The sequence below is a fragment of the Celeribacter litoreus genome, assembly GCF_020165855.1.
GTDB classification, from domain to species: Bacteria; Pseudomonadota; Alphaproteobacteria; order Rhodobacterales; family Rhodobacteraceae; genus Celeribacter; species Celeribacter litoreus.
On record NZ_JAIUFY010000008.1, the window covers coordinates 307,370 to 333,887 of the forward strand.

25 protein-coding genes are annotated in these 26,518 nt (G+C 58.6%); 7 read left to right on the plus strand and 18 right to left on the minus strand.

Annotated features, from left to right (window positions below; all coding sequences use genetic code 11):
* Nucleotides 1–170: 170 nt before the first annotated feature.
* The 4 genes from gyrA (at nucleotide 171) to gluQRS (ending at nucleotide 6,421) form a co-directional block, all read left to right on the plus strand.
* On the plus strand, nucleotides 171–2,921 hold the full coding sequence (gene gyrA / locus LA304_RS10030) for a DNA gyrase subunit A (RefSeq protein ID WP_224502999.1): 2,751 nt from the start codon (nucleotides 171–173) through the stop codon (nucleotides 2,919–2,921).
* Between the two features lie 242 nt (nucleotides 2,922–3,163).
* Nucleotides 3,164–4,060: a hypothetical protein gene (locus LA304_RS10035; RefSeq protein WP_224503000.1), complete on the plus strand. Its 897-nt coding sequence runs from the start codon at nucleotides 3,164–3,166 to the stop codon at nucleotides 4,058–4,060.
* A gap of 160 nt (nucleotides 4,061–4,220) precedes the next feature.
* Nucleotides 4,221–5,567 (plus strand): methylenetetrahydrofolate--tRNA-(uracil(54)-C(5))-methyltransferase (FADH(2)-oxidizing) TrmFO, encoded by a 1,347-nt coding sequence (trmFO, locus tag LA304_RS10040; RefSeq protein WP_224503001.1) that lies wholly within the window; start codon nucleotides 4,221–4,223, stop codon nucleotides 5,565–5,567.
* Nucleotides 5,567–6,421 carry a tRNA glutamyl-Q(34) synthetase GluQRS gene (gene gluQRS, locus LA304_RS10045; RefSeq protein ID WP_224503002.1) on the plus strand — a complete coding sequence of 285 codons (855 nt, stop codon included), beginning with the start codon at nucleotides 5,567–5,569 and terminating at the stop codon, nucleotides 6,419–6,421. Before trmFO ends, gluQRS begins: the two co-directional genes overlap by 1 nt.
* A 7-nt stretch (nucleotides 6,422–6,428) precedes the next feature.
* Here gluQRS and hisI read toward each other — a convergent pair whose 3' ends face one another.
* On the minus strand, nucleotides 6,429–6,788 hold the full coding sequence (hisI, locus tag LA304_RS10050; RefSeq protein ID WP_224503003.1) for a phosphoribosyl-AMP cyclohydrolase: 360 nt from the start codon (nucleotides 6,786–6,788) through the stop codon (nucleotides 6,429–6,431).
* Nucleotides 6,789–6,852: 64 nt separating this feature from the next.
* Here hisI and LA304_RS10055 point away from each other — a divergent pair, with 64 nt between their 5' ends.
* On the plus strand, nucleotides 6,853–7,293 hold the full coding sequence (locus tag LA304_RS10055; RefSeq protein ID WP_224503004.1) for an iron-sulfur cluster assembly scaffold protein: 441 nt from the start codon (nucleotides 6,853–6,855) through the stop codon (nucleotides 7,291–7,293).
* A gap of 156 nt (nucleotides 7,294–7,449) precedes the next feature.
* Here LA304_RS10055 and LA304_RS17845 read toward each other — a convergent pair whose 3' ends face one another.
* From LA304_RS17845 to sciP, 5 genes are all read right to left on the minus strand, one after another.
* Nucleotides 7,450–7,572, minus strand: coding sequence for a hypothetical protein (locus tag LA304_RS17845; protein WP_263491357.1), 123 nt, complete (start codon nucleotides 7,570–7,572; stop codon nucleotides 7,450–7,452).
* Nucleotides 7,573–7,701: 129 nt separating this feature from the next.
* A complete protein-coding gene (recG, locus tag LA304_RS10060; protein ID WP_224503005.1) occupies nucleotides 7,702–9,795 on the minus strand; it encodes an ATP-dependent DNA helicase RecG in 2,094 nt (697 codons plus the stop codon).
* Entirely contained in the window at nucleotides 9,792–11,906 is a 2,115-nt protein-coding gene (gene ligA, locus LA304_RS10065) for an NAD-dependent DNA ligase LigA (protein WP_224503006.1), read from the minus strand. The genes recG and ligA overlap by 4 nt, the downstream gene beginning before the upstream one ends.
* A gap of 118 nt (nucleotides 11,907–12,024) precedes the next feature.
* A complete protein-coding gene (gene ctrA, locus LA304_RS10070; protein ID WP_224503007.1) occupies nucleotides 12,025–12,732 on the minus strand; it encodes a response regulator transcription factor CtrA in 708 nt (235 codons plus the stop codon).
* A 137-nt stretch (nucleotides 12,733–12,869) separates the two neighbouring features.
* Nucleotides 12,870–13,148, minus strand: a complete 279-nt coding sequence (sciP, locus tag LA304_RS10075; protein ID WP_224503008.1) for a CtrA inhibitor SciP — start codon at nucleotides 13,146–13,148, stop codon at nucleotides 12,870–12,872.
* A gap of 122 nt (nucleotides 13,149–13,270) precedes the next feature.
* Between sciP and mnmA the strand changes: the two genes are divergently transcribed.
* On the plus strand, nucleotides 13,271–14,413 hold the full coding sequence (mnmA, locus tag LA304_RS10080) for a tRNA 2-thiouridine(34) synthase MnmA (RefSeq protein WP_224503009.1): 1,143 nt from the start codon (nucleotides 13,271–13,273) through the stop codon (nucleotides 14,411–14,413).
* Nucleotide 14,414: 1 nt separating this feature from the next.
* Nucleotides 14,415–14,795, plus strand: a complete 381-nt coding sequence (locus LA304_RS10085) for a lysozyme inhibitor LprI family protein (RefSeq protein WP_224503010.1) — start codon at nucleotides 14,415–14,417, stop codon at nucleotides 14,793–14,795.
* Between the two features lie 28 nt (nucleotides 14,796–14,823).
* On the opposite strand, the gene lpxB is transcribed toward LA304_RS10085, so the two are convergent.
* The 12 genes from lpxB to frr all read right to left on the minus strand — a co-directional run bounded on the left by lpxB (nucleotide 14,824) and on the right by frr (nucleotide 26,382).
* Nucleotides 14,824–15,969, minus strand: coding sequence for a lipid-A-disaccharide synthase (lpxB, locus tag LA304_RS10090; protein ID WP_224503011.1), 1,146 nt, complete (start codon nucleotides 15,967–15,969; stop codon nucleotides 14,824–14,826).
* The gene (locus LA304_RS10095; RefSeq protein WP_224503012.1) at nucleotides 15,966–16,748 is read right to left on the minus strand and encodes an LpxI family protein; all 783 of its coding nucleotides are present in this window, start codon (nucleotides 16,746–16,748) and stop codon (nucleotides 15,966–15,968) included. Before LA304_RS10095 ends, lpxB begins: the two co-directional genes overlap by 4 nt.
* Complete coding sequence (lpxA, locus tag LA304_RS10100) at nucleotides 16,745–17,542, minus strand: acyl-ACP--UDP-N-acetylglucosamine O-acyltransferase (RefSeq protein WP_224503013.1); 798 nt, start codon at nucleotides 17,540–17,542, stop codon at nucleotides 16,745–16,747. Before lpxA ends, LA304_RS10095 begins: the two co-directional genes overlap by 4 nt.
* Before the next feature lie 23 nt (nucleotides 17,543–17,565).
* Entirely contained in the window at nucleotides 17,566–18,024 is a 459-nt protein-coding gene (gene fabZ, locus LA304_RS10105) for a 3-hydroxyacyl-ACP dehydratase FabZ (RefSeq protein ID WP_224503014.1), read from the minus strand.
* 193 nt (nucleotides 18,025–18,217) lie between these two features.
* Nucleotides 18,218–18,826, minus strand: coding sequence for an OmpH family outer membrane protein (locus LA304_RS10110; RefSeq protein ID WP_224503015.1), 609 nt, complete (start codon nucleotides 18,824–18,826; stop codon nucleotides 18,218–18,220).
* Entirely contained in the window at nucleotides 18,826–21,207 is a 2,382-nt protein-coding gene (bamA, locus tag LA304_RS10115; protein WP_224503016.1) for an outer membrane protein assembly factor BamA, read from the minus strand. Before bamA ends, LA304_RS10110 begins: the two co-directional genes overlap by 1 nt.
* A 227-nt stretch (nucleotides 21,208–21,434) precedes the next feature.
* Nucleotides 21,435–21,566, minus strand: a complete 132-nt coding sequence (locus tag LA304_RS17850; protein WP_263491358.1) for a hypothetical protein — start codon at nucleotides 21,564–21,566, stop codon at nucleotides 21,435–21,437.
* Nucleotides 21,567–21,774: 208 nt separating this feature from the next.
* Nucleotides 21,775–23,124 carry an RIP metalloprotease RseP gene (gene rseP, locus LA304_RS10120; protein ID WP_224503017.1) on the minus strand — a complete coding sequence of 450 codons (1,350 nt, stop codon included), beginning with the start codon at nucleotides 23,122–23,124 and terminating at the stop codon, nucleotides 21,775–21,777.
* 15 nt (nucleotides 23,125–23,139) lie between these two features.
* Nucleotides 23,140–24,303: a 1-deoxy-D-xylulose-5-phosphate reductoisomerase gene (dxr, locus tag LA304_RS10125; protein ID WP_224503018.1), complete on the minus strand. Its 1,164-nt coding sequence runs from the start codon at nucleotides 24,301–24,303 to the stop codon at nucleotides 23,140–23,142.
* Between the two features lie 7 nt (nucleotides 24,304–24,310).
* Nucleotides 24,311–25,021, minus strand: coding sequence for a phosphatidate cytidylyltransferase (locus LA304_RS10130; RefSeq protein WP_224503019.1), 711 nt, complete (start codon nucleotides 25,019–25,021; stop codon nucleotides 24,311–24,313).
* Nucleotides 25,018–25,758 carry an isoprenyl transferase gene (locus LA304_RS10135; RefSeq protein WP_224503020.1) on the minus strand — a complete coding sequence of 247 codons (741 nt, stop codon included), beginning with the start codon at nucleotides 25,756–25,758 and terminating at the stop codon, nucleotides 25,018–25,020. The genes LA304_RS10130 and LA304_RS10135 overlap by 4 nt, the downstream gene beginning before the upstream one ends.
* A 63-nt stretch (nucleotides 25,759–25,821) precedes the next feature.
* Entirely contained in the window at nucleotides 25,822–26,382 is a 561-nt protein-coding gene (frr, locus tag LA304_RS10140) for a ribosome recycling factor (protein ID WP_224503021.1), read from the minus strand.
* Nucleotides 26,383–26,518: the final 136 nt, after the last annotated feature.

Consider the following 26,518-nt stretch of genomic DNA (forward strand, 5'->3'; position numbering starts at 1 on the left):
ATATTGTCACTCTCCCGCAGTGGCTGCTGCCGATGCGGTGACATACGACTGTCATGGACCATTGCACCCCATATCCGGTATGGGATAGACTAACGAACAACCAGATAGGGATCGCGTGCGGCTTTCACACGCCTTCCTAAAACAGCACAGAATAACTACAGGCGGACAACGTGAGCGATACACCCGAAACCCCTGAAAATACTCCGGAAAATGGCGACGAAACTCCGCGCGAGGTAATGGCGTGGGATGGTCCGAAAATCTCCATTACGCAGGAGATGAAGACGGCCTATCTCGACTACGCGATGAGCGTGATCGTGTCGCGCGCCATTCCCGATCTGCGGGACGGTCTGAAACCAGTTCACCGGCGCATTCTTTTTGCGATGAACGAGGCGGGCAACACCCACGATAAAGCCTATCGCAAGTCCGCCCGCGCGGTCGGAGACACCATGGGTAAATATCACCCGCACGGTGACTCGGCGATCTATGACGCCCTCGTCCGGATGGCGCAGCCGTTCTCCATGTCCCTGCCTCTGCTCGACGGTCAAGGCAACTTCGGCTCCATGGACGGCGACGCGGCAGCGGCTATGCGTTATACCGAAGTTCGCATGGACAAACCGGCGGCCTACCTGCTTGCCGATATCGACAAAGACACGGTCGATTTCGAACTGAACTACGACGGTAAAGACAAAGAGCCGACGGTTCTTCCGGCGCGTTTCCCGAACATGCTCGTAAACGGGGCAGGTGGTATCGCGGTCGGTATGGCCACGAACATCCCGCCGCATAACCTTGGCGAAGTTGTGGATGCGACCCTCGCCCTCATCGAGAATCCGGATATTTCGTCCGAGCGCCTGATGGAGATTGTCCCTGCCCCCGACTTCCCGACGGGCGGTATGATCCTCGGCCGGTCCGGTGCGCGCAAAGCCTACCTCGAAGGGCGCGGCTCCGTTGTGATCCGCTCCAAGACCCGCGTCGAGGAAATCCGCAAAGACCGCTACGCCATCGTCATCGACGAGATCCCGTATCAGGTGAACAAAGCCACCATGATCGAAAAGATCGCGGAGATGGTGCGCGACAAGCGGATTGAAGGCATCGCCCACGTTCAGGATGAATCCGACCGCAATGGTGTGCGCGTGGTGATCGAACTCAAGCGTGACGCGACCCCAGAGGTCGTTCTCAACCAACTGTTCCGTTTCACTCCGATGCAGACGTCCTTCGGCTGCAACATGCTCGCGCTCAATGGTGGCCGTCCGGAGCAACTGACCCTGCGCCAGTTCCTTGAACACTTCATCACCTTCCGTGAAGAAGTTGTGGCCCGCCGCACCGCGTTCGAACTGCGCAAAGCTCGTGACCGCGCCCATATCCTCTGTGGTCTGGCTGTGGCTGTATCGAACGTGGATGAGGTCGTCGCGACGATCCGCTCCTCCGCCGATGCGCCGGAAGCGCGTCACAAGCTCATGACCCGCCGCTGGCCTGCGCATGAGATTGCAGATTACATTCGCCTGATCGACGATCCGCTTCACAAGATGAACGACGACGGGACCTACAACCTTTCCGAGGTTCAGGCCCGCGCGATCCTTGATCTACGTCTCCAGCGCCTCACCCAGATTGGTGTGAAGGAAGTCACGGACGAGTTGGTCGAATTGGCCGCGAAGATCAAAGACTACCTTGCGATCCTCGCCTCGCGCGAACGGATCATGGAGATCATCTCAAACGAACTCAGCGAGGTCAAAGATCTCTTCGCCGTTCCCCGTCGCACCGAAATTGCCGATTGGTCCGGCGATATGGACGATGAAGACCTGATCGAGAAAGAGGACATGGTTGTGACCGTGACCTCCTCCGGTTGGGCCAAGCGCACCCCGCTTGCCGATTACCGCGCCCAAAAACGCGGCGGCAAGGGGCTGTCTGGTATGGCGACGAAAGACGAAGACGTGATCACCACGCTTTTTGTCGCGAACACCCACACGCAGCTTCTCGTCTTCACCGATGACGGGATGGCCTACAAACTCAAGACCTGGCGTCTGCCGCTTGGCGGTCGGACGGCGAAGGGCAAGCCTCTGCTGCAAATCCTGCCGATCCCGCAGGGCGTCTCCATTGCGGCGATCCTGCCGGTGGACCGTGACGAAAAAGACTGGGACGATCTGCAGATCGTCTTCGCGACCTCGAAAGGCTCTGTGCGTCGGAACCGTCTCTCGGATTTCACCAACGTGAAATCGAACGGCAAAATTGCGATGAAATTCGAAGGCGATGACGAAGGCACCCGTCTGATCAATGCCAGAATTTGCGATGAAAATGATGATGTTATGCTCGTAACTTCAAGTGGCCGCGCGATCCGTTTCCCGGTTCCTGATGTGCGTGTGTTCAACTCGCGCAGCTCGACCGGTGTGCGCGGCATCAAGCTCGTGAACGAGGGTGACGAAGTCGTCTCTATGTCGGTGATCAAGCACTTTGAGGCCGAAAGCTATGAGCGCCAAGCCTACCTCAAAATGCGTCGCCAACAAGTCGGCGCGGATGAGGCCGAGGGGACGGATGATGACGAAGATGTCGCAGAAGGCTCGATCTCCATGGAGCGGTTCGAAGCGATGAAAGCCGCCGAAGAGTTGCTCGTCACCATCACCAAAGGTGGTATCGGCAAACTGTCCTCCTCGCACGATTACCCAGTGCGCGGTCGTGGTGGTCAGGGCGTCACAGCCATGGAGAAAACCATGCGCGGCGGTCCGATTGTGGCCTGCTTCCCGGTTGGCACCGAGGACCAGATCATGCTCGCGACCTCCAAAGGCCAGTCCATCCGCTGTCCGGTGGATGGCATCTCCTTCCGCTCCCGCGGCGCGGGTGGTGTGAAAGTGTTCAACACTGGCAAGGGTGAAGAAGTCGTCTCGGTCGCCTGGATCGCGGAAAGCGAAGAAGACGAAAACGAAGCCTGACACCGAACACATCTGAACTCTCAGATGACGTAAGGGCACCCCCGGCACATTCAACATGTGTCGGGGGTTTTCATTTAAAGTTTACCTTAAGTCATTGATCATAAAAACAAAGACACGCAGGCATTCAGAGGATTCTGGAGGCTCCGCAAGTGTGCATCCTTGTAAAAATTTCCCCCTAATCGAACTGACATAAATTTTTTAAGAGCGAACCACTCAGTAAAATATTGACCATAGGGTAAAACATGTTCCTACGTACATCCGCCATTTCCATTGCGTTTCTCGCAACCGCAGGCGTCGCATTTGCCGACGGGCTCTCCTACAGCTCCGTCGAAGTGACGCATATGGATATTGAGGGCACAACAGTCGATAATATCACAGGCTCTTTTGACTACCTCACGGGCGCACTCTCGTTCACTGGTACGGCAGACGTGTCAGACTTTGGTGGCACCGACGTCCACAATCTGTCCTTCTCGGCCGGTTACGAATTCATGCCGAATATGACCATCTACGCTGCACTCGGGACGAGCGACGACGGACGCGATAGCGGCAGCGATTATGGCATCGGCGCGGAATACAAAACCGCGACCTACGGTGCAGCCATCGACTATCACGACTACGATGCTTTTGATTACGAAGTTCTGACTGTTGCAGGTTATTATGAATTCGGAAACTCGGTGGTCTTTGGCTCCTATCGCGATATCGAAGGCACCTCCATCTACAATGTCGGGTATACCTTTGACGCGCCGACATGGGACGTTGATCTCGAATCCACTTGGTACGACGAATTTGATGCGGGCCTGACCTCGATCGCCACATCTTACGCATTGACGGATGCGATCCGCCTCCAGACCTCCATGACAACGCTTAACGACGACTTCTTTAATGTCGGCGTCGCAACGCTCGGCGGGGAATACCGGTTCAATGACGCGCTGAGCCTCGAAGCAGACTACTCCGAGAGCTACGGCGACAACCGTCAAGCCCAAATCTTCACTCTGGCGTTCAAATGGGAAAATGGTGCGGATCGTGCACGTGTTCTCGACAAGGTTGCGGACTTCTCCTCTAACAGCGATCCCTACTACGATCTGTTCACAGAACTCAGCGCGGGTGGTGTCCGCTTGGGTGGCGGTGGCGCACGCTAAGCGCTGCGCCCGCACTCTCTCAAATATCAGGCAAAAACAGGAACGGTCCCACTTTCGTGGGGCCGTTTTGGATTCGACCGGCGGTCCCTGTGTTGCGCGAAGTGAAGGTTTCTTTTCAATGCCCCTTTTCCGCAACAGAAGTTCGGTTTACATGCCCCACATGACTGACAAAACACTTCATATCGTGGGCGGCGGCATGGCCGGGTCCGAGGCCGCCTGGCAGGCCGCTAATCTTGGCATCAACGTCGTGCTGCACGAAATGCGGCCCGCGGTGGAAACCTTTGCGCACCAAACCGGCAATTTCGGGGAAATGGTGTGCTCGAACTCCTTCCGCTCGGACGACGATGAACAGAATGCCGTCGGGCTGCTGCATTGGGAAATGCGGGCGGCGAACGGCCTGATCATGGCCTCTGCGGATGAGCATAAACTGCCGGCTGGCGGCGCGCTTGCGGTAGACCGTGAGGCCTTTGCCGAACACATCACCGCGAAACTGAAGTCGCATCCGAATGTATCCGTCGAATACGGTGAAATCACCGACCTGCCGGATGACGGTATGTGGATCTTCGCGACGGGCCCGCTGACCTCCCCCAAACTGGGCGAAGCGATTGCGAAAGAGACCGGCACGGACCGTCTCGCTTTCTTCGATGCCATCGCGCCAATTGTCTATGCGGAGAGCATCGACATGGACGTCGCGTGGCTCCAGTCCCGTTATGATAAGGGCGAGACTGAGGAAGAACAAAAGGCCTATCTCAACTGCCCAATGACGAAGGATCAGTATGAGGCCTTCATCGACGCACTTCTCGCAGCCGACAAAACCGAGTTCCACGAGGGTGAAACCGCGGGTTACTTCGATGGCTGCCTCCCGATTGAGGTGATGGCCGAACGCGGGCGCGAGACTCTGCGCCACGGTCCGATGAAGCCCATCGGCCTGACGAACGCGCACAAGCCCGAGGAAAAGGCCTATGCAGTCGTGCAGCTCCGCCGCGATAACGCGCTCGGCACGCTCTACAACATCGTTGGGTTCCAGACGAAGATGAAATACGGCGCCCAGACCGAGGTCTTCAAAATGATCCCGGGCCTTGAGAACGCCTCTTTCGCGCGTCTGGGTGGCATTCATCGGAACACTTTCCTGAATTCTCCGACCCTGCTCGACGACCAAATGCGCCTCAAATCACGTCCGAACATCCGGTTCGCGGGTCAGGTGACGGGCGTCGAGGGCTATGTGGAAAGCTCCGCGATGGGTCTTCTGGCCGGCCGCCTGGCCGCGGCAGAACTCTTGGGCGTCGAGATGGGCCCGCCTCCGGGCACGACCGCCATGGGCGCGTTGATCCATCACATCACCGGCGGCGCAGAGGCAAAGACCTTCCAACCTATGAACGTGAACTTCGGTCTGTTCCCGCCGCTCGACGGAATGCGCGGTGGCCGCAAGGGGCGCAAAGAGCGCTACAAAGGATACACGGACCGCGCGAAAGAAGAATTTACTCAGTGGCTTGAGGCGCAAAGCTAATGCGCTACGCCACCCGTTTTGCACCTAGCCCCACGGGGCCGCTGCATCTCGGGCATGCGTTCTCCGCGCTCACGGCCGCGCGCCGAGCGGAGGCACATGGGGGCACATTTCTCCTCCGGATTGAGGACGGCGATATCTCACGCTGCCGTCCCGAATGGGAGGCGCTGATCTATGCGGACCTGCGCTGGCTCGGGCTGTCATGGCCGGAACCGGTCCTGCATGTCACCGCCCGCGAAGCGATCTACGCGAGTGCGCTGTCCCGCCTCGATGAGCTTGGCCTGATCTATCCCTGCTCCTGCACGCGGCGCGATGTGATGAACGCGCTCTCCGCCCCGCAAGAAGGCGCGCCAATGGGACCGGATGGCGTCATCTATCCGGGCACCTGTCGAGTGCGGTCCATGGCGACCTTTGTCGAGGGAGAGGCGATACGGCTGAACATGGCCAAGGCCGTCGCCTACCTCGGCGATGTCTCGAAGTTCTCATGGGAAGAAACCGGCCCATTCGAGACCGGCACACAGCGCCTCGATGCGGCTCGACTCGTGGAGGGTGTCGGCGACATCGTTCTCGCCCGCAAAGACATCGGAACCGCCGCCTATCACCTTTCTGTGGTGCTGGACGATGCCGCGCAGGGGATCACAGAGGCCGTGCGCGGTGTCGATCTCATGGAGGCAACGCAAATTCATCGGCTCTTGCAAGCGCTCCTCGACCTGCCCGAAATCGCCTACCATCACCACGATCTCATCCGCGACGAAAACGACAAACGTCTCGCGAAACGCACAGACGCAAAGGCGATCCGCAAGTTCCGTGAAGAGGGTTATAGCCCTGAAGACGTTCGAAAAATGATCGGCCTCTAGTCCGAGCTCATTCCATCGGCGCGGAGAGTTCGACCACCTCACCCTCACGCACGGCGCGGTAGAAACAGGACCGGCGGTTGGTGTGGCACGCGGGACCCGTCTGATCAACCGTCACCAGAATGCAATCGCTGTCGCAGTCATAGCGGAAATCCACGAGCGCCTGAACGTGGCCAGAGGTCTCTCCCTTGATCCAGAACGCCTGACGCGAGCGCGACCAGTAGGTCACTTTGCCTGTCTCAAGCGTCTTTTCCACGGCCTCGCGGTTCATCCACGCCATCATGAGGACTTCCCCCGACACATGATCCTGTGCAATTGCGGGGATCAGGCCCTTGTCGTCATATTTCAGTGAAGCGGGGTCGAAAGCCATTGGGGGTCCTTTCCAATCATGCGTGCGTGACCTATCTATGGACACTGATCCCGAAAGGCAAACCATGACGCAATCCGCAACCGATCTCGCCAAACTCTACTCCGGCACATTGCTGTCTCTGGCGGCGGACATTCCGCTCACCGGTCGGTTGGAGAATCCCCAGGCTACGGTGCGCGAACGTGCGCCGCTCTGTGGGTCTACCGTGACGGTCGATCTGGACATGGAGGACGGCAAAGTCAGCCGTTTCGCGCAGGATGTAAAAGCCTGTGCCTTGGGTCAGGCCTCAGCCTCTGTGCTCGGTCGTCACGTCCTCGGGCGGACACCTGACGAACTCAACCGCGCGAAAGAGGAACTCACGGCATTTCTCAAAGAAGACGGCCCTGCCCCATCCGCGCCGTTTGATGAGCTTGAGGCGCTCTTGCCCGCGCGGGAGTTCAAGAACCGGCATGCCTCGATCCTCTTGGCGCTGACGGCGACCTGCCGCGCGATCGAGTCTCTCGAATAAACCAAAAAAGAAACCGCTGCGCTCAGTTAAGAGACACAGCGGCAGTATGATCTGAAGGTCGCAGACAGGCGCATTGAGGCGTGCGCCTGATAGGGATAGGTTGGGTCAGCTCTGCGGGCGGGATCAGATCCGAGGCAAAATCAAATGCTTACGCGGTCACACAAGACCCGGAAGCGACAGACCGCCAACCAGAATGACCAAGAGCGCGACAGCGCCGATCATGTCCTCGACGAGAGTGGCTTGGGACCGGGCAACAACGGATTTCAAATCATTGATCATGGTAGTCTCGCTTTCTCTCAATCGTGGTTAACGTCTTGTTGCTAATTTGTTCTCATATCCCCCGATTCCTGTAAAGAACTTTTTGAGAACATTTGTGAACATTTTGGATCAGATGAGAACGAAACGGGATTAACCGACTGAAATCAAACGAATTGCTTCGTCTTTCCCCATGAGCCAAAGAAGAACACGCACGGCCCGCCCGCGTTCCGTTTCGAGCTTTGGATCGTCGTGAAGCACTTTACGGGCATCACTCTGAGCGAGTGCCATGAGCGCCGATTGCCGCTCCAGATCGGCGACACGGAAACGAGGCAGGCCCGACTGCGCAGTTCCCAACACGTCACCTGCCCCCCGCATAGCGAGGTCTTCTTCAGCGATCCGGAACCCGTCTTCTGTCTCGCGCAGGATTTCGAGACGACGACGACCTGTTTCTGTAAGCGGCGGCTTGTAGAGCAACAAACATGTTGAAGCCGCCGCACCGCGCCCAACCCGTCCGCGCAACTGGTGCAGCTGCGCGAGGCCGAAGTGTTCCGCCCGTTCAATCACCATGATGGAGGCATTGGGCACATCCACGCCGACCTCGATCACCGTCGTCGCCACCAGCACGGACAGTTCTCCGGAGGAAAACGCCGCCATCGTGCGGTCCTTTTCCTCGGCGGGCATCTGGCCGTGGACCAATCCGACTTCTCCTTCCCCAAGCGCCGCGCGCAACGTCTTGAACCGCTCCTCTGCGGCAATCATATCAACGACTTCGCTTTCTTCGACGAGTGGACAGACCCAGTAGGCCTGACGCCCCTCGGAAATCGGACCACGCAAATGATTGACCACTTCATCAAGCCGGTCGGTTGACGACAGCGCGGTCTTGATCGGCGTCCGCCCTGGCGGCTTTTCATCGAGGATGGACACATCCATATCGCCATATTGCGCAAGCGACAAAGACCGCGGAATTGGTGTGGCGGTCATCACGAGCACATCCACCGCAGCGCCTTTTTTCGAGAGGCCAAGACGCTGATGCACACCGAACCGGTGCTGCTCATCAATGATGGCCAGGCGCAGATCATGGAACACCACCTCGTCTTGGAAGAGCGCGTGTGTGCCGACGAGGATGTGAATGTCGCCACGCGCAAGCGCCGCAAGTTTGTCGGCCCGCACACGCCCCTTGTCGCGCCCCGTCAGGATTTCCAAAACAACACCGGCCTGCGCCGCAAGCTCTTGTAATCCCTTGTAATGTTGACGGGCGAGGATTTCGGTCGGCGCCATCATCGCACCCTGCCCGCCGGCCTCAACGGCCACAAGCAACGCCATCAGAGCGACGAGCGTCTTGCCCGCACCAACATCCCCCATCAACAGCCGGTTCATGCGCTTCGGCTCGGCCATATCGGCGGCTATCTCATCTATAGCGCGCGCCTGTGCGCCCGTCGGACGATACGGCAGCGCGGACAGAACCTTGGACTGCAACCGTCCGTTCCCATGGTTCTCATAGCCCTTACCCCGCCGGACCTGCGACCGCGCGAGCGCGAGGGTGATTTGATGGGCGAACAACTCGTCATAGGCCAAACGCTGCCGCGCAACACTCGTGGCCGAGACTTCATTCGCGGACAGGGGATGGTGCGACTGCGAAAGCGCGACGGAGAAATCAGGCCACCCCTCTCGCGCCTTGAGCGCGGGATCGACCCATTCCTCCATCTCGGGAACGCGGGTCAATGCGCCCTCGGCAGCCTTCGCCATGACTTTCTGCGTCACGCCCGCCGTCAGCGGATAGACCGGCTCAAAACCCGGTAAATCCTCAGCATTTTCAGGAGGTAGGATGTGATCCGGATGCGGCATTTGGTACTGTCCGTCATACATCTCGATCTTGCCGGACACGAGGCGCTGCTCCCCGACGGGCAACTGATCCTCGATCCAGCGCGGCGCCCCACGGAAGAACACGATCTGGAACGCAATCTGGCGATCTTCGACGTAGACGCGATACGGGAGGCCCTTTCGCGCGGGCGGTTGATGCCGGAGCACCGTCACGGACACCGTCGCGATTTCCCCCGGCCCTAAGCCCTGAAGGGTATCCCTGCGCCGCCGATCCACGACCGAATGCGGGAGCGTGAACAACAAATCGCGCGGCTTTTCGACATGGAGCGCCCCGAGCGCCTTTGCCGTTTTCGGCCCAACACCCGCAAGCGTCTCCAGCCCTGAAAAGAGCGGAAAGAGGATATCGGGGCGCCCTGTGCTCATGCGTCGCCGATCAATTCGAGCCAGCCGTCTTCATCAAGCAGCTCAATCCCAAGATCGCGCGCCTTTTTCTCTTTCGACCCAGCCCCCGGACCGGCGACGACAAGGTCGGTTTTGGCGGACACGGACCCGGACACCTTCGCCCCGAGGCTCTCTGCACGGGCCTTCGCCTCCGCACGGGTCATCTTTTCGAGCGTGCCGGTAAAGACCACTGTTTTGCCGGACACAGGGCTGTCACTCTTCGGCTTTTCGGCCTCCAGCGGGCTGAGCTGCGCGACCAAACGATCAATCGAGGCGCGCTCCGCCTCTTGATGGAAGGTCGTCACAACGGACGCGGCCATCACATCCCCCACACCGTCGATGGACAGCAGGTCTTCCCATGCGGCGCCAATGCCGATTTCTGCGGTTTTCATGGCGGCTTCGAAAGCCTCCCATGTGCCGTAATGGGTCGCGAGGAGGCCCGCCGACGTATCCCCGACGTGGCGGATGCCGAGGCCGAAGATCAGCTTTGCGAGCGGGATCGCGCGGCGTTCGTCGATGGCATCGAACAGCTTGTTCGCGGATTTCTCGCCCCAGCCCTCGCGGTTCTTCAGTTGGGCCATGTTTCCGGGGCCGTATTTCTCTTTGAGTTCAAAGATATCGGCGGGTTCCTTCACCCAACCGTCTTTGTAGAATTGCTCGACCTGTTTAGCGCCGAGACCCTCAATATCAAAGGCCCCGCGGGACACGAAATGTTTGAGTTTCTCGACCGCCTGCGCCGGACAAATGAGACCGCCCGTACAGCGCCGAACCGCGTCACCCTCTTCCCGAATGGCGGCTGATCCGCACTCCGGACAGGTGGTCGGAAATGTGTATGGCACACTGTCGGACTTTCGTCGGGCAAGATCGACATCGGCGACCTTCGGGATCACGTCGCCGGCGCGGTAAACCTGCACCCAATCGCCGACGCGGATATCTTTTCCGTCGCGGATCGTTTCGCCTTTGGAGTCGAGACCGGTGATGTAGTCCTCATTGTGGAGCGTCGCGTTGGAGACGACAACGCCGCCGACCGTCACGGGCGTCAGACGCGCGACGGGAGAGAGCGCACCCGTGCGGCCAACCTGAATGTCGATCGCCTCAAGCTGTGTCCACGCAAGTTCGGCGGGGAATTTGTGGGCAATGGCCCAACGTGGGGTCGTCGAGCGGAAGCCGAGGCGGCGCTGGAGTTCGAGGTTATCGACCTTGTAAACCACGCCGTCGATGTCATAGCCGAGCCTTGCGCGCTGTTCTTCGATCCGGTGGTAGTGCGCGATGATCTCCGCGATCTCTGTGTGCCGCTCGGTCAGCGGGTTGGTCGTGAACCCGAGGTCTGCAAGGCGTTTGATTGCGCCGAGTTGGGTGTCCGCGAGCGGTTCCGAAATCTCACCCCACGCATAGGCGAAGAATTTGAGCGGGCGGGAACGTGTGATCTCGGGGTCGAGTTGGCGTAGAGAGCCAGCCGCCGCATTGCGCGGGTTGGCGAAAGTCTTGCCGCCGCGTTCTTCCTGACGGGCGTTGAGGGCGGCGAAGTCGGCGTGGGACATGTAAACCTCACCGCGCACTTCGAGCACCTCGGGCGCGCCGGTGATCTCATGCGGGATGTCGTTGATGGTGCGGGCGTTGGCAGTGACGTTTTCGCCAACTTCGCCATCCCCGCGCGTCGCTGCGGAAATGAGAACGCCGTTTTCGTAACGCAAAGAGAGCGACAACCCGTCGATCTTTGGCTCTGCGGTGTAGGCAATCTCCCCGGGCGCACCGAGGTATTTGCGAACGGAGGCGTCGAACTCAGCCACGTCCTCATCATCAAATGCGTTGGCGAGCGACATCATCCGGACGGCATGGGTGATCTTGCCGAATCCTTCGGCGGGGGCTGCGCCAACCTGCTCAGTCGGACTGTCTTCGCGCTTTAGCTCTGGGAAACGGGCCTCAATCTCGGCGTTCCGACGTTTGAGCGCGTCGTATTCCGCATCCGAAATCACAGGGGCATCTTCCGTGTGATATGCAGTGTTCGCCTGCGCCAACAGACCGGCGAGCCGCGCAAGCTCTGCGCGGGCTTCGGTTTCGCTCAGGTCTGCAACCACCTTGTTCTCGGACATGAAAATACCTCCCGGCGCCGTCTTCTCCTTGGTTTAGGAGAGGGGCACGGGGAGGTCCAGTAAGATTCCACGAAGGCGCAACACTGCCTCAACTCGATAACGGAAAAGGAGAGAGCCCTTACGCACCAACGGCGAATTTGGTTTCAACCGGTTCCGGATCACGCAGGACGTAACCACGCCCCCAAACCGTTTCGATGTAATTGGCACCATCTGTGGCGGTGGCGAGCTTTTTCCGGAGTTTGCAGATGAAGACATCGATGATTTTGAGTTCCGGCTCATCCATGCCGCCGTAGAGATGGTTGAGGAACATTTCTTTCGTGAGCGTCGTGCCTTTGCGAAGGGAAAGAAGTTCGAGCATCTGGTATTCCTTGCCGGTCAGATGCACGGGTTTGTCGCCCGCCGAGACCGTTTTGGCGTCGAGGTTCACGGCGATCTCACCGGTTTGGATGATCGACTGCGAATGGCCTTTGGAACGGCGAATAATCGCATGAATGCGCGCGACGAGTTCTTCGCGATGGAAGGGTTTCGTCAGGTAATCGTCTGCCCCGAATCCGAAGCCTTTGATTTTGTTCTCTGTATCGTCCGCCCCAGACAGGATCAGGATCGGCGTTTCCACCCGAGCAAGACGGATTTGGCGCAGCACTTCATGGCCATTCATGTCCGGCAGGCCGAGATCGAGCAGGATCAGGTCATAATCATAGAGCTTTGCAAGATCGATGCCTTCTTCGCCGAGATCCGTCGTGTAGACGTTCAAATTGGCATGGGACAGCATCAACTCGATACTTTTCGATGTGGTTGGATCGTCCTCGACCAGCAAAATCCGCATAACCCTATGTCTCCGTTTTTTTAGTCCATGTGCCTCGTGGGAACGCGACCGCCGGTTCTTGGTGCGTTCGCGCAATTCGAAGATGGTCAAAATTAGTTAACTACACGTTACCGGTTTAGTAATTTTCGAATTACAACTCAAGGTTGTCTATATTTTTGCACAGCAGTGGCGCGCAATGCGGCTTCACCGTGCTGAAAAATTGCGCTTTTCCACGACTCGAGCTCCTCTTCGGAAAGGCCATAGGTCTGGAGCGCCTCACTTTGCGAAATCAGGCCGAACACGACCCCTTTCACAACAGCCGCCTTGCGCGACGCGACCCAGCGGCGCGTGTCGGCTGGCGGTAGATCAGCACGCGTCATCATCGATCCATCAGGAAGCGTCACTGCGCGCGGACCGTCAACTTTTTTCAAATACATGGTTCACCCCGTTCCTTTCTGAGCATCACTTTCGCGCAAACGCCTTAATGCAGAATGAAACGCCCCCTTGAGAGTGCTTAGGATTTACCTATATTGCGGCATATTCCTGAAAGGTTCTGTAAATGCATGACGGCGCTACACCGCTGAACTCTCTTGGTTTCGCCAAGGCCCCCTCTGAAACCCGAGTCGTGGTTGCGATGTCGGGCGGCGTGGATTCGTCGGTTGTGGCCGCGCAACTGGCTGAGGAAGGCTACGATGTGGTTGGTGTCACCTTGCAGCTTTACGACCACGGTGCGGCACTCGCCAAAAAAGGGGCGTGCTGTGCGGGGCGTGACATTCACGATGCCCGCCGCGTGGCCGAGGAGATGGGGTTCCCGCATTACGTGCTCGACTATGAGAACGTATTCAAGGACGCGGTGATTGACGAATTTGCCGACAGCTATCTCGCCGGTGCCACGCCTGTGCCCTGCATTCGCTGCAACGAGCGGGTGAAGTTCAAAGACCTCCTCAACACCGCAAAGGACCTCGACGCCGACTGTATGGCGACGGGGCATTACATCCAGCGCGTGATGGGCGTGAACGGGCCGGAGCTTCATTCCGCCGAGGATGCGAACCGTGATCAGAGCTATTTCCTGTTCTCGACCACTCCTGAACAGTTGGATTACCTACGCTTCCCGCTCGGGCATCTGCCGTCCAAGGACGCGACCCGTGCGCTTGCCGCGAAATACGGGCTGTCTGTGGCAGACAAACCGGACAGTCAGGACATCTGTTTCGTACCGAATGGCAACTATGCGCAGGTGATTGAAAAACTGCGCCCAGGTGCCGCTGAACCCGGCGAGATTGTCGATCACGAGGGCAATGTGCGTGGCACCCATAACGGCGTCATTCACTACACCATCGGTCAGCGTCGCGGGCTCGGGATCGGCGGTCTGTCCGAGCCGCTTTATGTCGTGAAACTCGACGTGGACAACAGGCGTGTGGTTGTCGGACCGAAAGAGATGCTCGCCACGCGGAAAATTCCTGTGCGGGAGATCAACTGGCTCGGCGATGAACCGTTTACGTCCCGCGACGAATGGGTGCTCGACGTCAAGGTGCGCTCCACCCGTCCACCGCGTGAGGCGATCATCCGACCGATTTCCGACACTGAGGCCGAGGTCGAATTGATCGTTGCCGAAGAAGGTGTCTCGCCAGGTCAGGCCTGCGTGTTCTATGATCCCAACAGCCCGCGGATTTACGGCGGCGGTTGGATCTGGAAAGGCGAATGAGATGAAACGGCTGGCTCTCGTGTTGATGTTCCCCACTGCGGCGCTGGCTGATCCCTCTCTCGAATGTTCGCTCGACCTCGGGTCTCAAGTGGAAATCGCCGGTTGCGTTGGCGAGGCAGAGGACAAAGCGACCCGCGCGATGGAACTCATGCTCGGGTTCGCGCGCGCCTCTGCGCAAGACCTAGACACGCAGACCGGCCGCGACGTTGCCCTGCCTGCTCTCGAAGCCTCTCAATCCGCGTGGGAAGCCTATCGCGACGCGCAGTGCGATTATGTCGGGGCGGGATTTGGCGGTGGCTCTGGCACGGGGATCGCGATCCGGTCGTGCAAGGTCGAACTGACCCGCGCGCGCACCGCTGAGATTGAAACCCAATTACGCTGACACTGCGCGCTGAAGAGATCTTTCTCGCTTAGACCTTCAGACCTTCAAGAATGGCTTTGGCCGCACGAAGGCCGGGAGCTTCCTCTCCACGCCCCAAACGCTCCATCGTGAGAGCAAGTGCTTCACGTTGGTCCTCTCCCGTATTCAGAACATGCGACAGGCTCGCGGCGATCTTTTGGGCGATGCACTCCGGTCCGAGGAATTCCGGCACCACGCGGGTTTCAGACACAAGGTTCACGAGCGTCACCGTGTCGATCAGCAGCTTGCGCTTGACGATTTGCTCGGTGAGCCAGTTCATACGGTAGGCAACAACCATCGGCGTGTCATTGGCGGCAAGCTCAAGCGACACAGTGCCCGAAGCCGCGAGCGCGATGTCGGCGGCCTTGAATGCGGCACGTTTCGCAGCACGGTCCGTTCCGTCAATCAGGATCGGGGTCACGGGCCAATTTGCGACGGCCTCACGGACCAACTCATCGCGACCGTGTGCGACGGGCACGACGTAGCGCGCATCTTTGTGGCTATGGGCAAACTGTTCGAGCGCCTGACCGAAAATCGGCGCGAGGCGGTTGATTTCGCCCTTGCGTGAGCCGGGAAGGACGAGCACCAGAGGTGAGTCACCGATGGTGTGGGCTGCCCTGAACTCTGCAACCTCCGCATCCGTTGCAATCTCGTCCGTCACGACGGGATGACCAACGAAATCACAGCGCAGGCCGTGGGCCTCGAAATACGGAGGCTCGAACGGAAAGAGCGCGAGGACCTGATCGACGCGCTTCGCCATCTTCTCGGCTCGCTCGGGCCGCCATGCCCAGACGGTCGGGGCGACGTAGTGGCAGATGCGGATATCGCTCTCGGCCTTCACAAGATCGGCCACACGCAGGCAAAAGTCTGGGCTGTCAATGGTCAGCACCACATCCGGTTTCCACGCGAGGATCGCATCCGCAACCTCTCGGATGCGGCGTTTGAGGTGGAAATACTTCGGGAGGATTTCCGCGATCCCCATGAGGCTCAACTCGGACATGGCAAACTGGCTCGTGAGGCCCTGCTCTTCCATGAACGGCCCGCCGACGCCGCGAAACTCTACGTCTGTAAGGGATTTGAGCCCCGCCATCGCCGCGCCGCCGAGTTTGTCGCCGGAGGCCTCGCCCGCGATGACAAACACCTTGAGCACGGTCATTGAGCCAACAGGAACAGGCCCGCCTCCTCGACTTTCACCTTCACCTCATCACGGTCAAGGACAATGACCTCACCCGGCGGGATCACCAGACCGCCGACGCCCGCCTTGATCACCGCGTCAATGGTGCCCAAACCAATCGTCGGCACGTCAATGCGCATGTCCTGCCCCGCCTTTGGGCTCTTGACGAAGACACCTTTTGCGCGGCGAAGACGCTCAGGCGTTTCCGCGACGAAGCGGAGCATCGCATCCGTGCCCTGAAGCGTCTCGATCCCGAGGATCATGCCGCCCGCGCATACCGCCCCTTGACCTACATCGAGGGGCGAGAGCGCTGTGAGGATTTTAGAAGCGCGCGCCGCGTCCTCGAGATCTTCCTTTGTGACCTTGCGGCCCCAATGCGTGCCCGGGGCGAGGACGAGACCCGGATGGATTTCGGTCGCACTGCGCACAAGGAATCCTTGGGATTCGAAAAGCGCGATGACCTCACGCAAAATCCCGTCGTCGCCCTTCTTCATCGACAACGCGAGTTTGAGCGCGTGGCGGTCGAGGCGCATGGGGTTGATTTTCGGACGCGACACGGCACCAGCAAAGACAACGGCGCCCACATCGCGCGCCTTCATGTCTTTGAAGAGGCGGCCGAGCTTTTCGAACCGCGCCTTGAGATGCTCAACACCGGCCGGAACCGGCGCATCATCGAAAGTCACATAAAGCGGGTCCGGCAGGGCCTCGGCCATGAGCTGCGGGAGCGCGCCGCTCCCGGCTATGATTGCAGTGCGCGTCATTTCGGGGTCAGGAACCCGCGATCGCTGTCGCCCATGACGAACTCAATCATGCGAGCGACATAGGCACTATCGAAATCATCGGAGAGACGCTGTGCGCGGTCTTTAAACGACCCCTCACCCTGTTTGAGCATCTGGAACGCCGCGCGCAATTGGTTGATGTCGTCGCGATCAACGCCTTTGCGTTTGAGGCCCACGAGATTGAGACCGTCGAGCTCACCGCGCGGCCCCTGCACGAGCGCGTGAGGCAGCACATCTGCGGTCACCATCGAGAGCGCGCCAACAATGGCGCCCTGCCCGATCCGCACCCATTGGTGGATGCCGGACAGACCGCCGATGATGACGTCGTCTTCGATGTGACAGTGGCCCGCCACAGCAACGGAGTTCACGAGGATCACACGATCCCCGATCTGTGCATCGTGTGCGACGTGACAGGAGGACATGAAGAGCCCGTCATCACCAATACGGGTGACGCCGCCACCGCCCTCTGTGCCGGTGTTCATGGTCACATATTCACGGATGCGGTTGCGCTTGCCGATCACGAGGCGGGTATCCTCGCCGCGGAACTTGAGGTCCTGCGGGATCTCCCCGATGGAGGCGAATTGATAGACAACCGTGCCCTCACCGATCTCGGTGCGACCGGTGACGACCACATGCGATTTCAGCGTGACGTTTTCCGCCAGTGTCACATTCGGCCCGACGAGGCAAAATGGCCCGATCTCGCAGCCGGCTCCGATCACGGCCCCGTCTTCGATCACGCTGGAGGCATGAATTTTTGCGCTCGGATGAATGCTCATGGCGAATGCTCCGCGTCGTCGTTTCAGTCTTTCGGCAGGTCCATCATGGCGGTGAACTCTGCTTGGCAAGCCAGTTCCCCATCGACCTCTGCACGGCCTTCGAATTTCCAGACCTTACCACCGCCACGCTTCACGGTGACATGCATTTTCAGTTGATCGCCCGGTACAACTTTGCGGCGGAACTTCACGCCATCAAGGGCCATGAAATAGACACCGAATTTCTTATCCGCGAGACCTTTATCCACGCCAACCATGACGGCGGCAGTTTGGGCCATCGCCTCAACAATGGTCACGCCCGGCATCACAGGTTCGCCCGGAAAGTGGCCCTGAAAATGCGGTTCGTTGAAGGTCACGTTCTTGATGCCGGTGCAGGTTTCGCCGCCCTGAATATCAACCACGCGATCTACGAGAAGAAACGGATAGCGGTGCGGCAGAATGCGCTGGATCAGGTCAATGTCGGCGGTGGTCGGTGTCTCGGTCATCTCATGTCCCCTTTTATATTTTTATCGTTCGCCCCGAAGACGGGACAGCCGGCGTTTGAGGTTTCGATTTCCACCCGACCGGCGCAAGGATCACACATGCCTCCCCTCGGCCTGATGCGATGCCCGTCGTCTCTCCTACCAACCACTAGACTGTGTGACAAGCACTCCGCGCATCTAGCGCTCTGGTGAGGAGTTACGGAGAGGTCCCGGCGCGCTCACCACGTTCATTCAACGCGTTAATCACGGGCATGGTGATGTCCACGGCACTGCTCGCAAGATAGACCTGCTGCCGCTCGAAAATCATCGCGGCCCCACGCTCGCGCGCAATCTCTGTGAGCACGGAATTCATCGTTACTTCGATGTCCTGAATCCCGTCCTCATACTGCGTTTGAATGTCCTGTGCTTTGCGGTCCTGCTCGGCACGCACTTCGGTCACTTTCGTGTCGAAACTCGTGGCACGCGCCCGAAATGCTTCATCCGACAGGCTTTCGCGCAAAAGCGAGATTTCGCGCTCCTCAGCTTCGAGCTCAGCATAAATTCGTGCATTTTCTTCCAGAAGCGCCGCGCGGGACGCCTCAATCTCTGCCAGAAGTGATTTCGCGGCATCACTCTCGCTCAAAACCCGATCACGGTCGAATACGTAAACTGGCCAGACGATATTGCTTCTTTCCGAAGCGCTTTCACTGGACTGCGGCGCAACATCAACCTCTTGTGCAAGAGCGGCACCCGGGAGCACAAGAATAGCAAAGACGAGTGCCGCAGTCAGGTGCAGCACTCCCAATAACGTTTTCGCTCTGCGCATCAGAAACTCGTCGAGATCGTCAAATCAAACTTCTGCTCTTGGTCGTAAACTTCTTTGTCGAGCGCTTTGGTGAAGTTGAAACGCAGCGGACCAACCGGCGTCTCCCAGAAAAGCGTGGCACCGATCACGGACCGCCAGTTCTGATCCGCAGATCCGGCGATGATCCCAGTCGTGTCATCAAGCCCCCAGACAGACCCGTAGTCAAAGAAGACACCGCCATTGATGCCGTACTCTTCAGGCAAACCGAGCGGGAACTTGGCCTCGAGACGCGCAACCGCAAATTTGTTGCCGCCAAGTGCGATATCCGTCGCAGAATCACGCGGGCCAATGCCGCCCGGATCAAAACCCCGCATCATCGAAGTGTTGTTGAAGAAACGCTCGGTCACACGTGTTCCGTTGTCACCTTCGAGGAACCCGCCCTCGAGTGTTGCCGTCAGCGTCACCTCTTCGTTGAAGAGTTTGGTCTCACCGGTGATCTCTGCGGTCGTCAGAACATAGTCCGCATCGCCGCCGAGAAGGCCCGCAAACTGCTGGCCGAATTTCAGGAGGTAGCCTGCGTTCGGGTTAAGACCCGTCCGACGGGTATCGTAGCTGTAGGAATAGCCGAGAGAATGCGTGGTCACTCGACCTTCATCAATGTCTGCCTGGATCTGGGTCGGATAGACATTGTCGTCCCCGCCGCCGAGCGCACCGTCAGGTCCATAGGTATAGTCCGTATCCGCAAGAACATCGGTCAGTTCCATGCGATAGCTGGCTGTCAGGGCGCCGTTTTTCGAAACAGGGAATGTGAGCCGCGGCGTCAGATAAGCGCTCCGAGTATCATGGTAGGAGTAGCTCATCTGCGTGTTGCCGATCCCGACACCGATCCCAAAGCCAACATCGCGGCCGAGGAACGCCGGTTCGGCAAAATTGAACGAAAGGCTACCATCCTCAACATCTGTGGTCAGACGGAAAGACAGAGACTGGCCACGCCCGAGGAAATTCCGCTCGGAAAAGCTCGCCACAAGGTTTGCCCCTTCCGACACAGAATAGTTTCCGCCGAAGGTAAAGGACCCCGTTGGTTGCTCAACGACGTTCGCGTCGATCACAATACGGTCGCTTGCAGATCCCTGACGCGTATTCACATCCACATCAGAGAAGAACCCGAGCGCACGAATACGATCCGCAGCCGCACGGATTTCGCGCGGATTGAACGGGTCGCCTTCAACGGTTTTGAATTTCTGACGGACCACACGATCAAGTGTCGTCTGGTTGCCCTCAATATCAATCCGCTCGACGAAGATGCGCGGGCCACGGGTGAGAACGAATTCGATGTCGAGCGTCAAGTCGCGGTCATTGCGGGTGACGCGTGGCTCAACGCGCAGGAAGTCGATGCCTTTTTGCTCAGCGAGAGCTTCCATCCGTTCAATCGTGTTGTCGACTGCAAGCGGAGAATATGTCTGACCTTCACGGATTTTGTTCACCGCGAGGAACTCTGCGTCGTCCGCATCTGCAATTTCAGATGAAACGGTGATCTCACCGAATTCATACTTCTGCCCTTCACGGACATTGAACGTCAGAAAATACGCGCCACGGTCGCGCGAAAACTCTGCGGCGACGTTCAGCACCTGAAAATCGACATACCCCCGAGAGGTGTAAAAATCAGTCAGGACGCGTTTATCAAACTCGATGCGGTCCTCTGCGTAGGTGTCCTGACCGACGATGAAGCGGAACAAACCTGCCTGCTTCGTTTCCAGAACGCGGCGCAGACGCGAGTCGCTATAGGAACGGTTACCGACAAAGCTCAACCGTTCGACTTCGACGCCTTTGCCTTCGGTCACTTCGAAGACCACATCAACGCGGTTGTCCGGACGGCGAATGATTTTGGGCGTGACAGTTGCGATCAACTGCCCCTTCACCTCATAGGCCTCGGTGATGGCCGCAGCGTCTGCCTCAACGGTGGACGGGCTGTAAACGCGCCGGACTTTCGTCACGAGAAGCGGCGTGAGCGCCTCATCGGACACGCGGCGATTGCCCTCGATGGAAATCGCGGAAACTACCGGGAATTCAACGACCTTGATCGTGAGCGTGTTGCCACGCGGGATGAACTCGACCGTCTCGAAGAGACCTGACCCAAGAACATTCTGGTATGCGTCATTCAAAGCGGCGGCTGAGACGGTCTCACCGCGCGTCAGGCCTGCATAGGACAGAACGGTGTCGGCGGAGACTCGCTCTGTGCCCTCAATGACGACAGACGTGAAACGGTAATCCTGAGCATAGGCCGGGGCGGTAAACGCCGTATATGAAACCGAGGTGGTGGCGAAGGCGGCAAAGGACAAAACAAATGCGCGCGCCGTTTTTCGGGTGGTCGCACGCAGGGATCGCTGATCGAATGAGGACATGGCAGCCTTCTCGAGTTTCTCACAAGTTTATTGCTGAGTAACGGCTCTCTGGCCCCTTGTCAAAAACCATCGGCGCCGTGCTCGCGCGACATGGGAGCACAGCATAGGGGTGCATGCAACGCGCGTTAGCGCAACATGTGGAGATTTCAGGCATTTAGTCTGTGAAAGCGGCAAGATACGGCTCAACCGTCCGAATGCGAAAGGCACCTGTGCGCCTCAACCCGTCCTCAGAGGAAGAGCTGTCCGAAGAAGGATCCTGCCACCAGCGCCACACAGATCGTGAGCGCGTATAGAAGCCGGTCCCAGTTCAGATCGGCGAGTTGCGAAAGGCTGCGGTAGCCAGCGCGAATTGCAGTCATCGATGCCTCCTCGGGCTCGCCCGCGCGACACAAGTGCGCGGAATGGGTCAATCCTCACGGTTGACTTCTGGTTAGAGCCCTATCGCGACAATATGGCAGGATTTGGACATATCCAGATATCCTGCGCATCCGAACACAAAACCGTGAGCGAGCGTGTCAGCCGCGCAACACCTCTAAGTTGCGCTCCCAGTCGCCAACCTCGCAGGGCTTATTTGCAGAAAAGATCCGATCCAAGGCCCATGATCATAAAAGTCAGAACAACAGCGAGCCCAATGGTCATCATGATGCCCACGGCCCGATCCGGAAGCGGTTTACCGCGCACCGCCTCAAAGGCATAGAACACGAGGTGCCCACCGTCGAGCACGGGAATCGGGAACAGGTTAATCAGGCCAATCGCAGTGGATAGCATTGCAATGGTCCAGACAAAGCTCGTCGCACCATCAGACGCGGACGAAGACACAACCTCTGCAATGCCGACGGGACCGGACAGGTTGCACGCAGAAATCGCGCCCGTAATCATGTGCCACAGACCGGACAAAGACATCGATATCACGCTCCATACGCCCGTTAGACCGGAAACAATCGCCTCACCCAAACCGACAGGCTCAGTCCCGACGGAAAAGACCAGTCCACCGTTGATCCCAATGAGCCAACGGGTCTCGAAACCGCCCTCTTCCGACGGAAGGTCACGCCGGCGCGGTTCCAGCGTCGTCTCAAAGGTCTCGCCCCCCGCCTCTGTCTCACGCCAGATCGTGAGTGTCATCGCAGCGCCATCGTGGCTCCCGACATACTCCTGCAAATCCCAGAAGGTCGGAACCACTTCCCCATCCAGATGGGTAATCACATCTCCGCTCTCGAGTCCCGCATCACGCGCTGCGGACTTGGGCGAGACACCGGCGGCAATGACCGGATACGGATAGGGACCATCGACAGTTACCTCCGCACCGTTACGCTCCACGGTGTAGGAAACCATCATCTTGCGCGTCAGATCTTCTTTGATGAAATCAATGAGTTCTGTGGGCTCCGGAATCTCCTGCCCGTCAATGGCAAGGATCACATCGCCGCTCTGGAGTTCATTCACGAAAGGAGTCGGCGTGATCTCTTCGACGATCACAGTGTCTCCGACACGGCCGGCAAAGAGCATAAATGCTGCAAAGATCAGGAACGAAAAGATGAAGTTGAAGATGGGACCAGCGGCCACAGTCGCCGTACGCGCCCAAAGCGGGGCGCCGGGCATGGTGTGGCGGGCTTCTTCTTCGCTCAGACCCTCGACCGCGTGGGCGTCCGGCGCAGAAGCCGCGTTTGCGTCCCCCGCAAATTTCACATAGCCGCCCAGAGGCAGTGCCGCGATTTGCCAGACAGTGCCGCGTTTATCCGTGCGTTGCCAAAGCGGTTTGCCAAAACCGATGGAGAACACCTCGGCTCTGATCCCGGACCAGCGACCAACGATGTAGTGGCCGTATTCATGAACCGTCACGATGATCGACAGGGCAATGATAAACGACACAAGCGTATAGGCCGTGCCCCCCACTCCGCTCACAAGCGTGCTCAGATCCATGAAATCAAACCTCTTTTAATTCGAGTGACCCGCGAAAACACGGTCCCGAGCCTCTTTATCCGCTTCGAGCACCATATCCAAGGTCATGGACCGACCCGCGAGGCTCACAGAGTCTGACATTTCGGTCAGAACACGCTCGACGTGGCGGGCCATATCGAGAAATCCGATCTTGTTCGCGATGAAGAGATCGAGTGCCGCCTCTTTCGCGGCGTTGAACACCGCGCCAGAAAGGCCGCCCGTGGCCATAACTTCCTGCGCGAGACGCAGTGCAGGGAAACGGACTTGGTCCGGCGCCTCAAACCGAAGCGTGCCGACTTTTGCGAGATCGAGGCGCGCAACCGGCAGGTCGCGACGTTCGGGCCAGTGCAGCGCATAGCCGATGGCGTGACGCATATCGGGGGCACCGAGGTGGGCCATGAGGGCACCATCTTTGAAGCCCACGAGCGCATGAACGTAAGACCCGGGGTGGACGAGCACCTCGATCTGATCCGGCGTGAACCCGAAGTATTCTTTTGTTTCAATTAGTTCTAGCGCCTTATTGAACATGGAAGCGCTGTCAATCGTGATGCGCTGCCCCATATCCCAACTTGGATGCTGGCTCGCTTGCTCGAGCGTCGCGCCTTCGAGTTGCTCAAGAGACCAATCGCGGAACGGACCGCCGGAGGCGGTGATGATTACGCGCTCGACCTCGGATTTGTCCTCACCGACGAGGCCTTGGAACACGGCAGAGTGCTCGGAATCGACCGGAAGGATACGTGCCCCATGGCTCTGCGCAGACCCGAGCAAAAGTGGGCCGGCAGTCACGAGGCTCTCTTTGTTGGCGAGTGCCAGCGTCGTGCCGTGGCGCAAAGCGTGGAGACCGGGGGCAAGCCCCGCCGCGCCGACGATGGCGGACATGATCCAATCTGCTTCGCGGTCTGCAGCCTCCAAAAGCGCGTGCGGGCCAGCCGCCGCGTGGACACCACTGCCCGCGAGTGCCGCTCTAAGATCAGAAAGGCGGTTCTCGTAGGCCGTCACAGCCACGTCCGCGCCGAACTCGATCGCGTCCTTCGCAAGCTGATCAATGTTCCCGCCGCCCGTCAGCGCAACGATGTCATAGGATTCTTTGTCCCGCCGGATGAGGTCCAGTGTGGATTGGCCGATGGAGCCCGTCGCCCCGAAGATGGAAATACGTCGCATAGCCGCCTTAGCCGAAACTTATTGCGAGAAAGAAATAGAGTGCCCCGATGGCCAGAAGCGCGTCGAACCGGTCGAGAACGCCGCCGTGTCCGGGGATGATGTGAGAGCTGTCCTTGACCCCCATTCGACGCTTGAGCGCACTTTCAAGCATGTCGCCCATCTGAGAGGCGAAGGCCAACAGCACGGAGCCGATCACGAAGGGAAGGAAAGGCAAGAAATCTTCGGGCATCCACTGGTGGCACAGCGCCGCGAGCGCGCCCACGCCAACCCAGCCACCGACAATGCCTGCCCATGTTTTTTTGGGCGAAACCTTCGGCCAGAACTTGGGGCCGCCGATCGCTTTGCCGACGAGGTATCCGAGACTGTCAGAGGTGATCACGAGTGCGATGGCATAGAGCAGCACCGCACGCCCACCGTGATAGGACAGTTCGAGCAACCCGAGCGCCCCGAAGATCACAATCATCGTATAGAGCAACAGCCAGAGCCAGTCTTTGACCGTCATCCCAAAGGCTCTGAGCTTGAGCCGGAGCATATTCGACAGTTCCCAAAGGCCAATCAGCGCAGCGAGTAGAACGAGACCTCGAAACGCCGCGTGTCCCTGAAGAATAGCCCCCAGTCCGAGCGCGATCATCACAATCGCGGACAGGATACGGGGCATCAGGTCGCGCCATTTGCTCCGCTTCTGCGCAATCTCGACTTCTGGGAGCCGCGAGGTCACGCCTTTACTCCACCGAAACGCCGTTCGCGCCCTGCGAAACGGCTCACACAAGACCGGAACACGTCGGACGTGAAATCGGGCCAGAGCGTATCAATGAATTCGTATTCCGAATAGGCGGACTGCCACAGCAGGAAGTTTGAAATCCGCGCCTCACCGGACGTCCGGATCACAAGATCAGGATCCGGCAGAACGCGTGTATCGAGATATCCCGTCAGGGTCGTTTCATCGACGGACGTCGGATCAAGCTTGCCGGAGGCCACATCACAGGCCATTTCCTTGACCGCTCGGGCCACTTCGTCACGGCCACCGTAGTTGATCGCAATCGTCAGGTGCACCTTTTCATTGTGCTCCGTCCTCCGCTCGAGATCATCCATCATCGCCTGGAGTTTGCCATCGAGGCGCACGCGGTCCCCGATGAAACGGACGCGCACGCCTTCTTTCACGAGGCCCTTCATCTCCGCGCTGATGTAGCGCCGGAACAAAGACATGAGGCCGGAGACCTCGGATTGTGTGCGCTTCCAGTTCTCGGTCGAGAAAGCGAAAATCGTGAGGTATTTCACTCCGACATCCGGACAGGCACGGACGATTTCCTTGACACGTTTCGCACCGGCATGATGCCCGAAAAGACGCGGCTTACCCTGCGCCTGCGCCCATCGACCGTTGCCATCCATAATGATGGCAACGTGTTTCGGGCAATTCGGAATCGGAGCCTCAACTGTCGGATGCCGGTCGCTCATCTTTGGCCTTTTCGTCACTCTCATGATTGGCGACGGAAAAGAGTTTTCCGAGGCCGGTCTCAATCAGACCTGCATGATCTCTTCCTGCTTATGCGCGAGAAGTGCATCAATATCCTTAATATGTTTGTCGGTCAGGTCCTGAACTTCGGATTCCCAGAACTTCTGATCATCGTCGGACATCCCGTCCTTGTGCTTTTTGATCTGCTGCATGCCGTCCTGACGCACGTTGCGCACGGCAACACGGGCGTGCTCGGCGTATTGGCCTGCGACTTTGGTCAGCTCGCGACGACGCTCTTCGTTGAGCTCCGGAATCGGCAGCATGATGATCGTGCCATTCAGCTGCGGGTTGATTCCGAGACCGGATTCACGGATCGCTTTCTCGACTTTGTTGACGAGCGCTTTATCCCACACGTTGATCGTGACCATACGCGGCTCCGGCACGTTCACGGTGCCAACCTGGTTGATCGGCGTCATCGCGCCGTAGGCATCGACCATAATCGGCTCAAGCATGGAGCCCGACGCGCGGCCTGTCCGCAGCGAGGCAAATTCGGTGCGCAAATTGCCAATCGCGCCATCCATACGTTTTTTGAGGTCGTCAGTATCGAGTTCGAACTCTTCGGACATGGGTATTTCCCCTTCTTTCACTCGCATTCGATGTTGCTGTGTCAGTGCACGGCTCAGGAAGCTGGTCTGATCGTTGCTGCTTTCAATAAGGCACGGGCAGAGGCTTGTATAGCCCTTGCCCGCAGACCGTAATCGG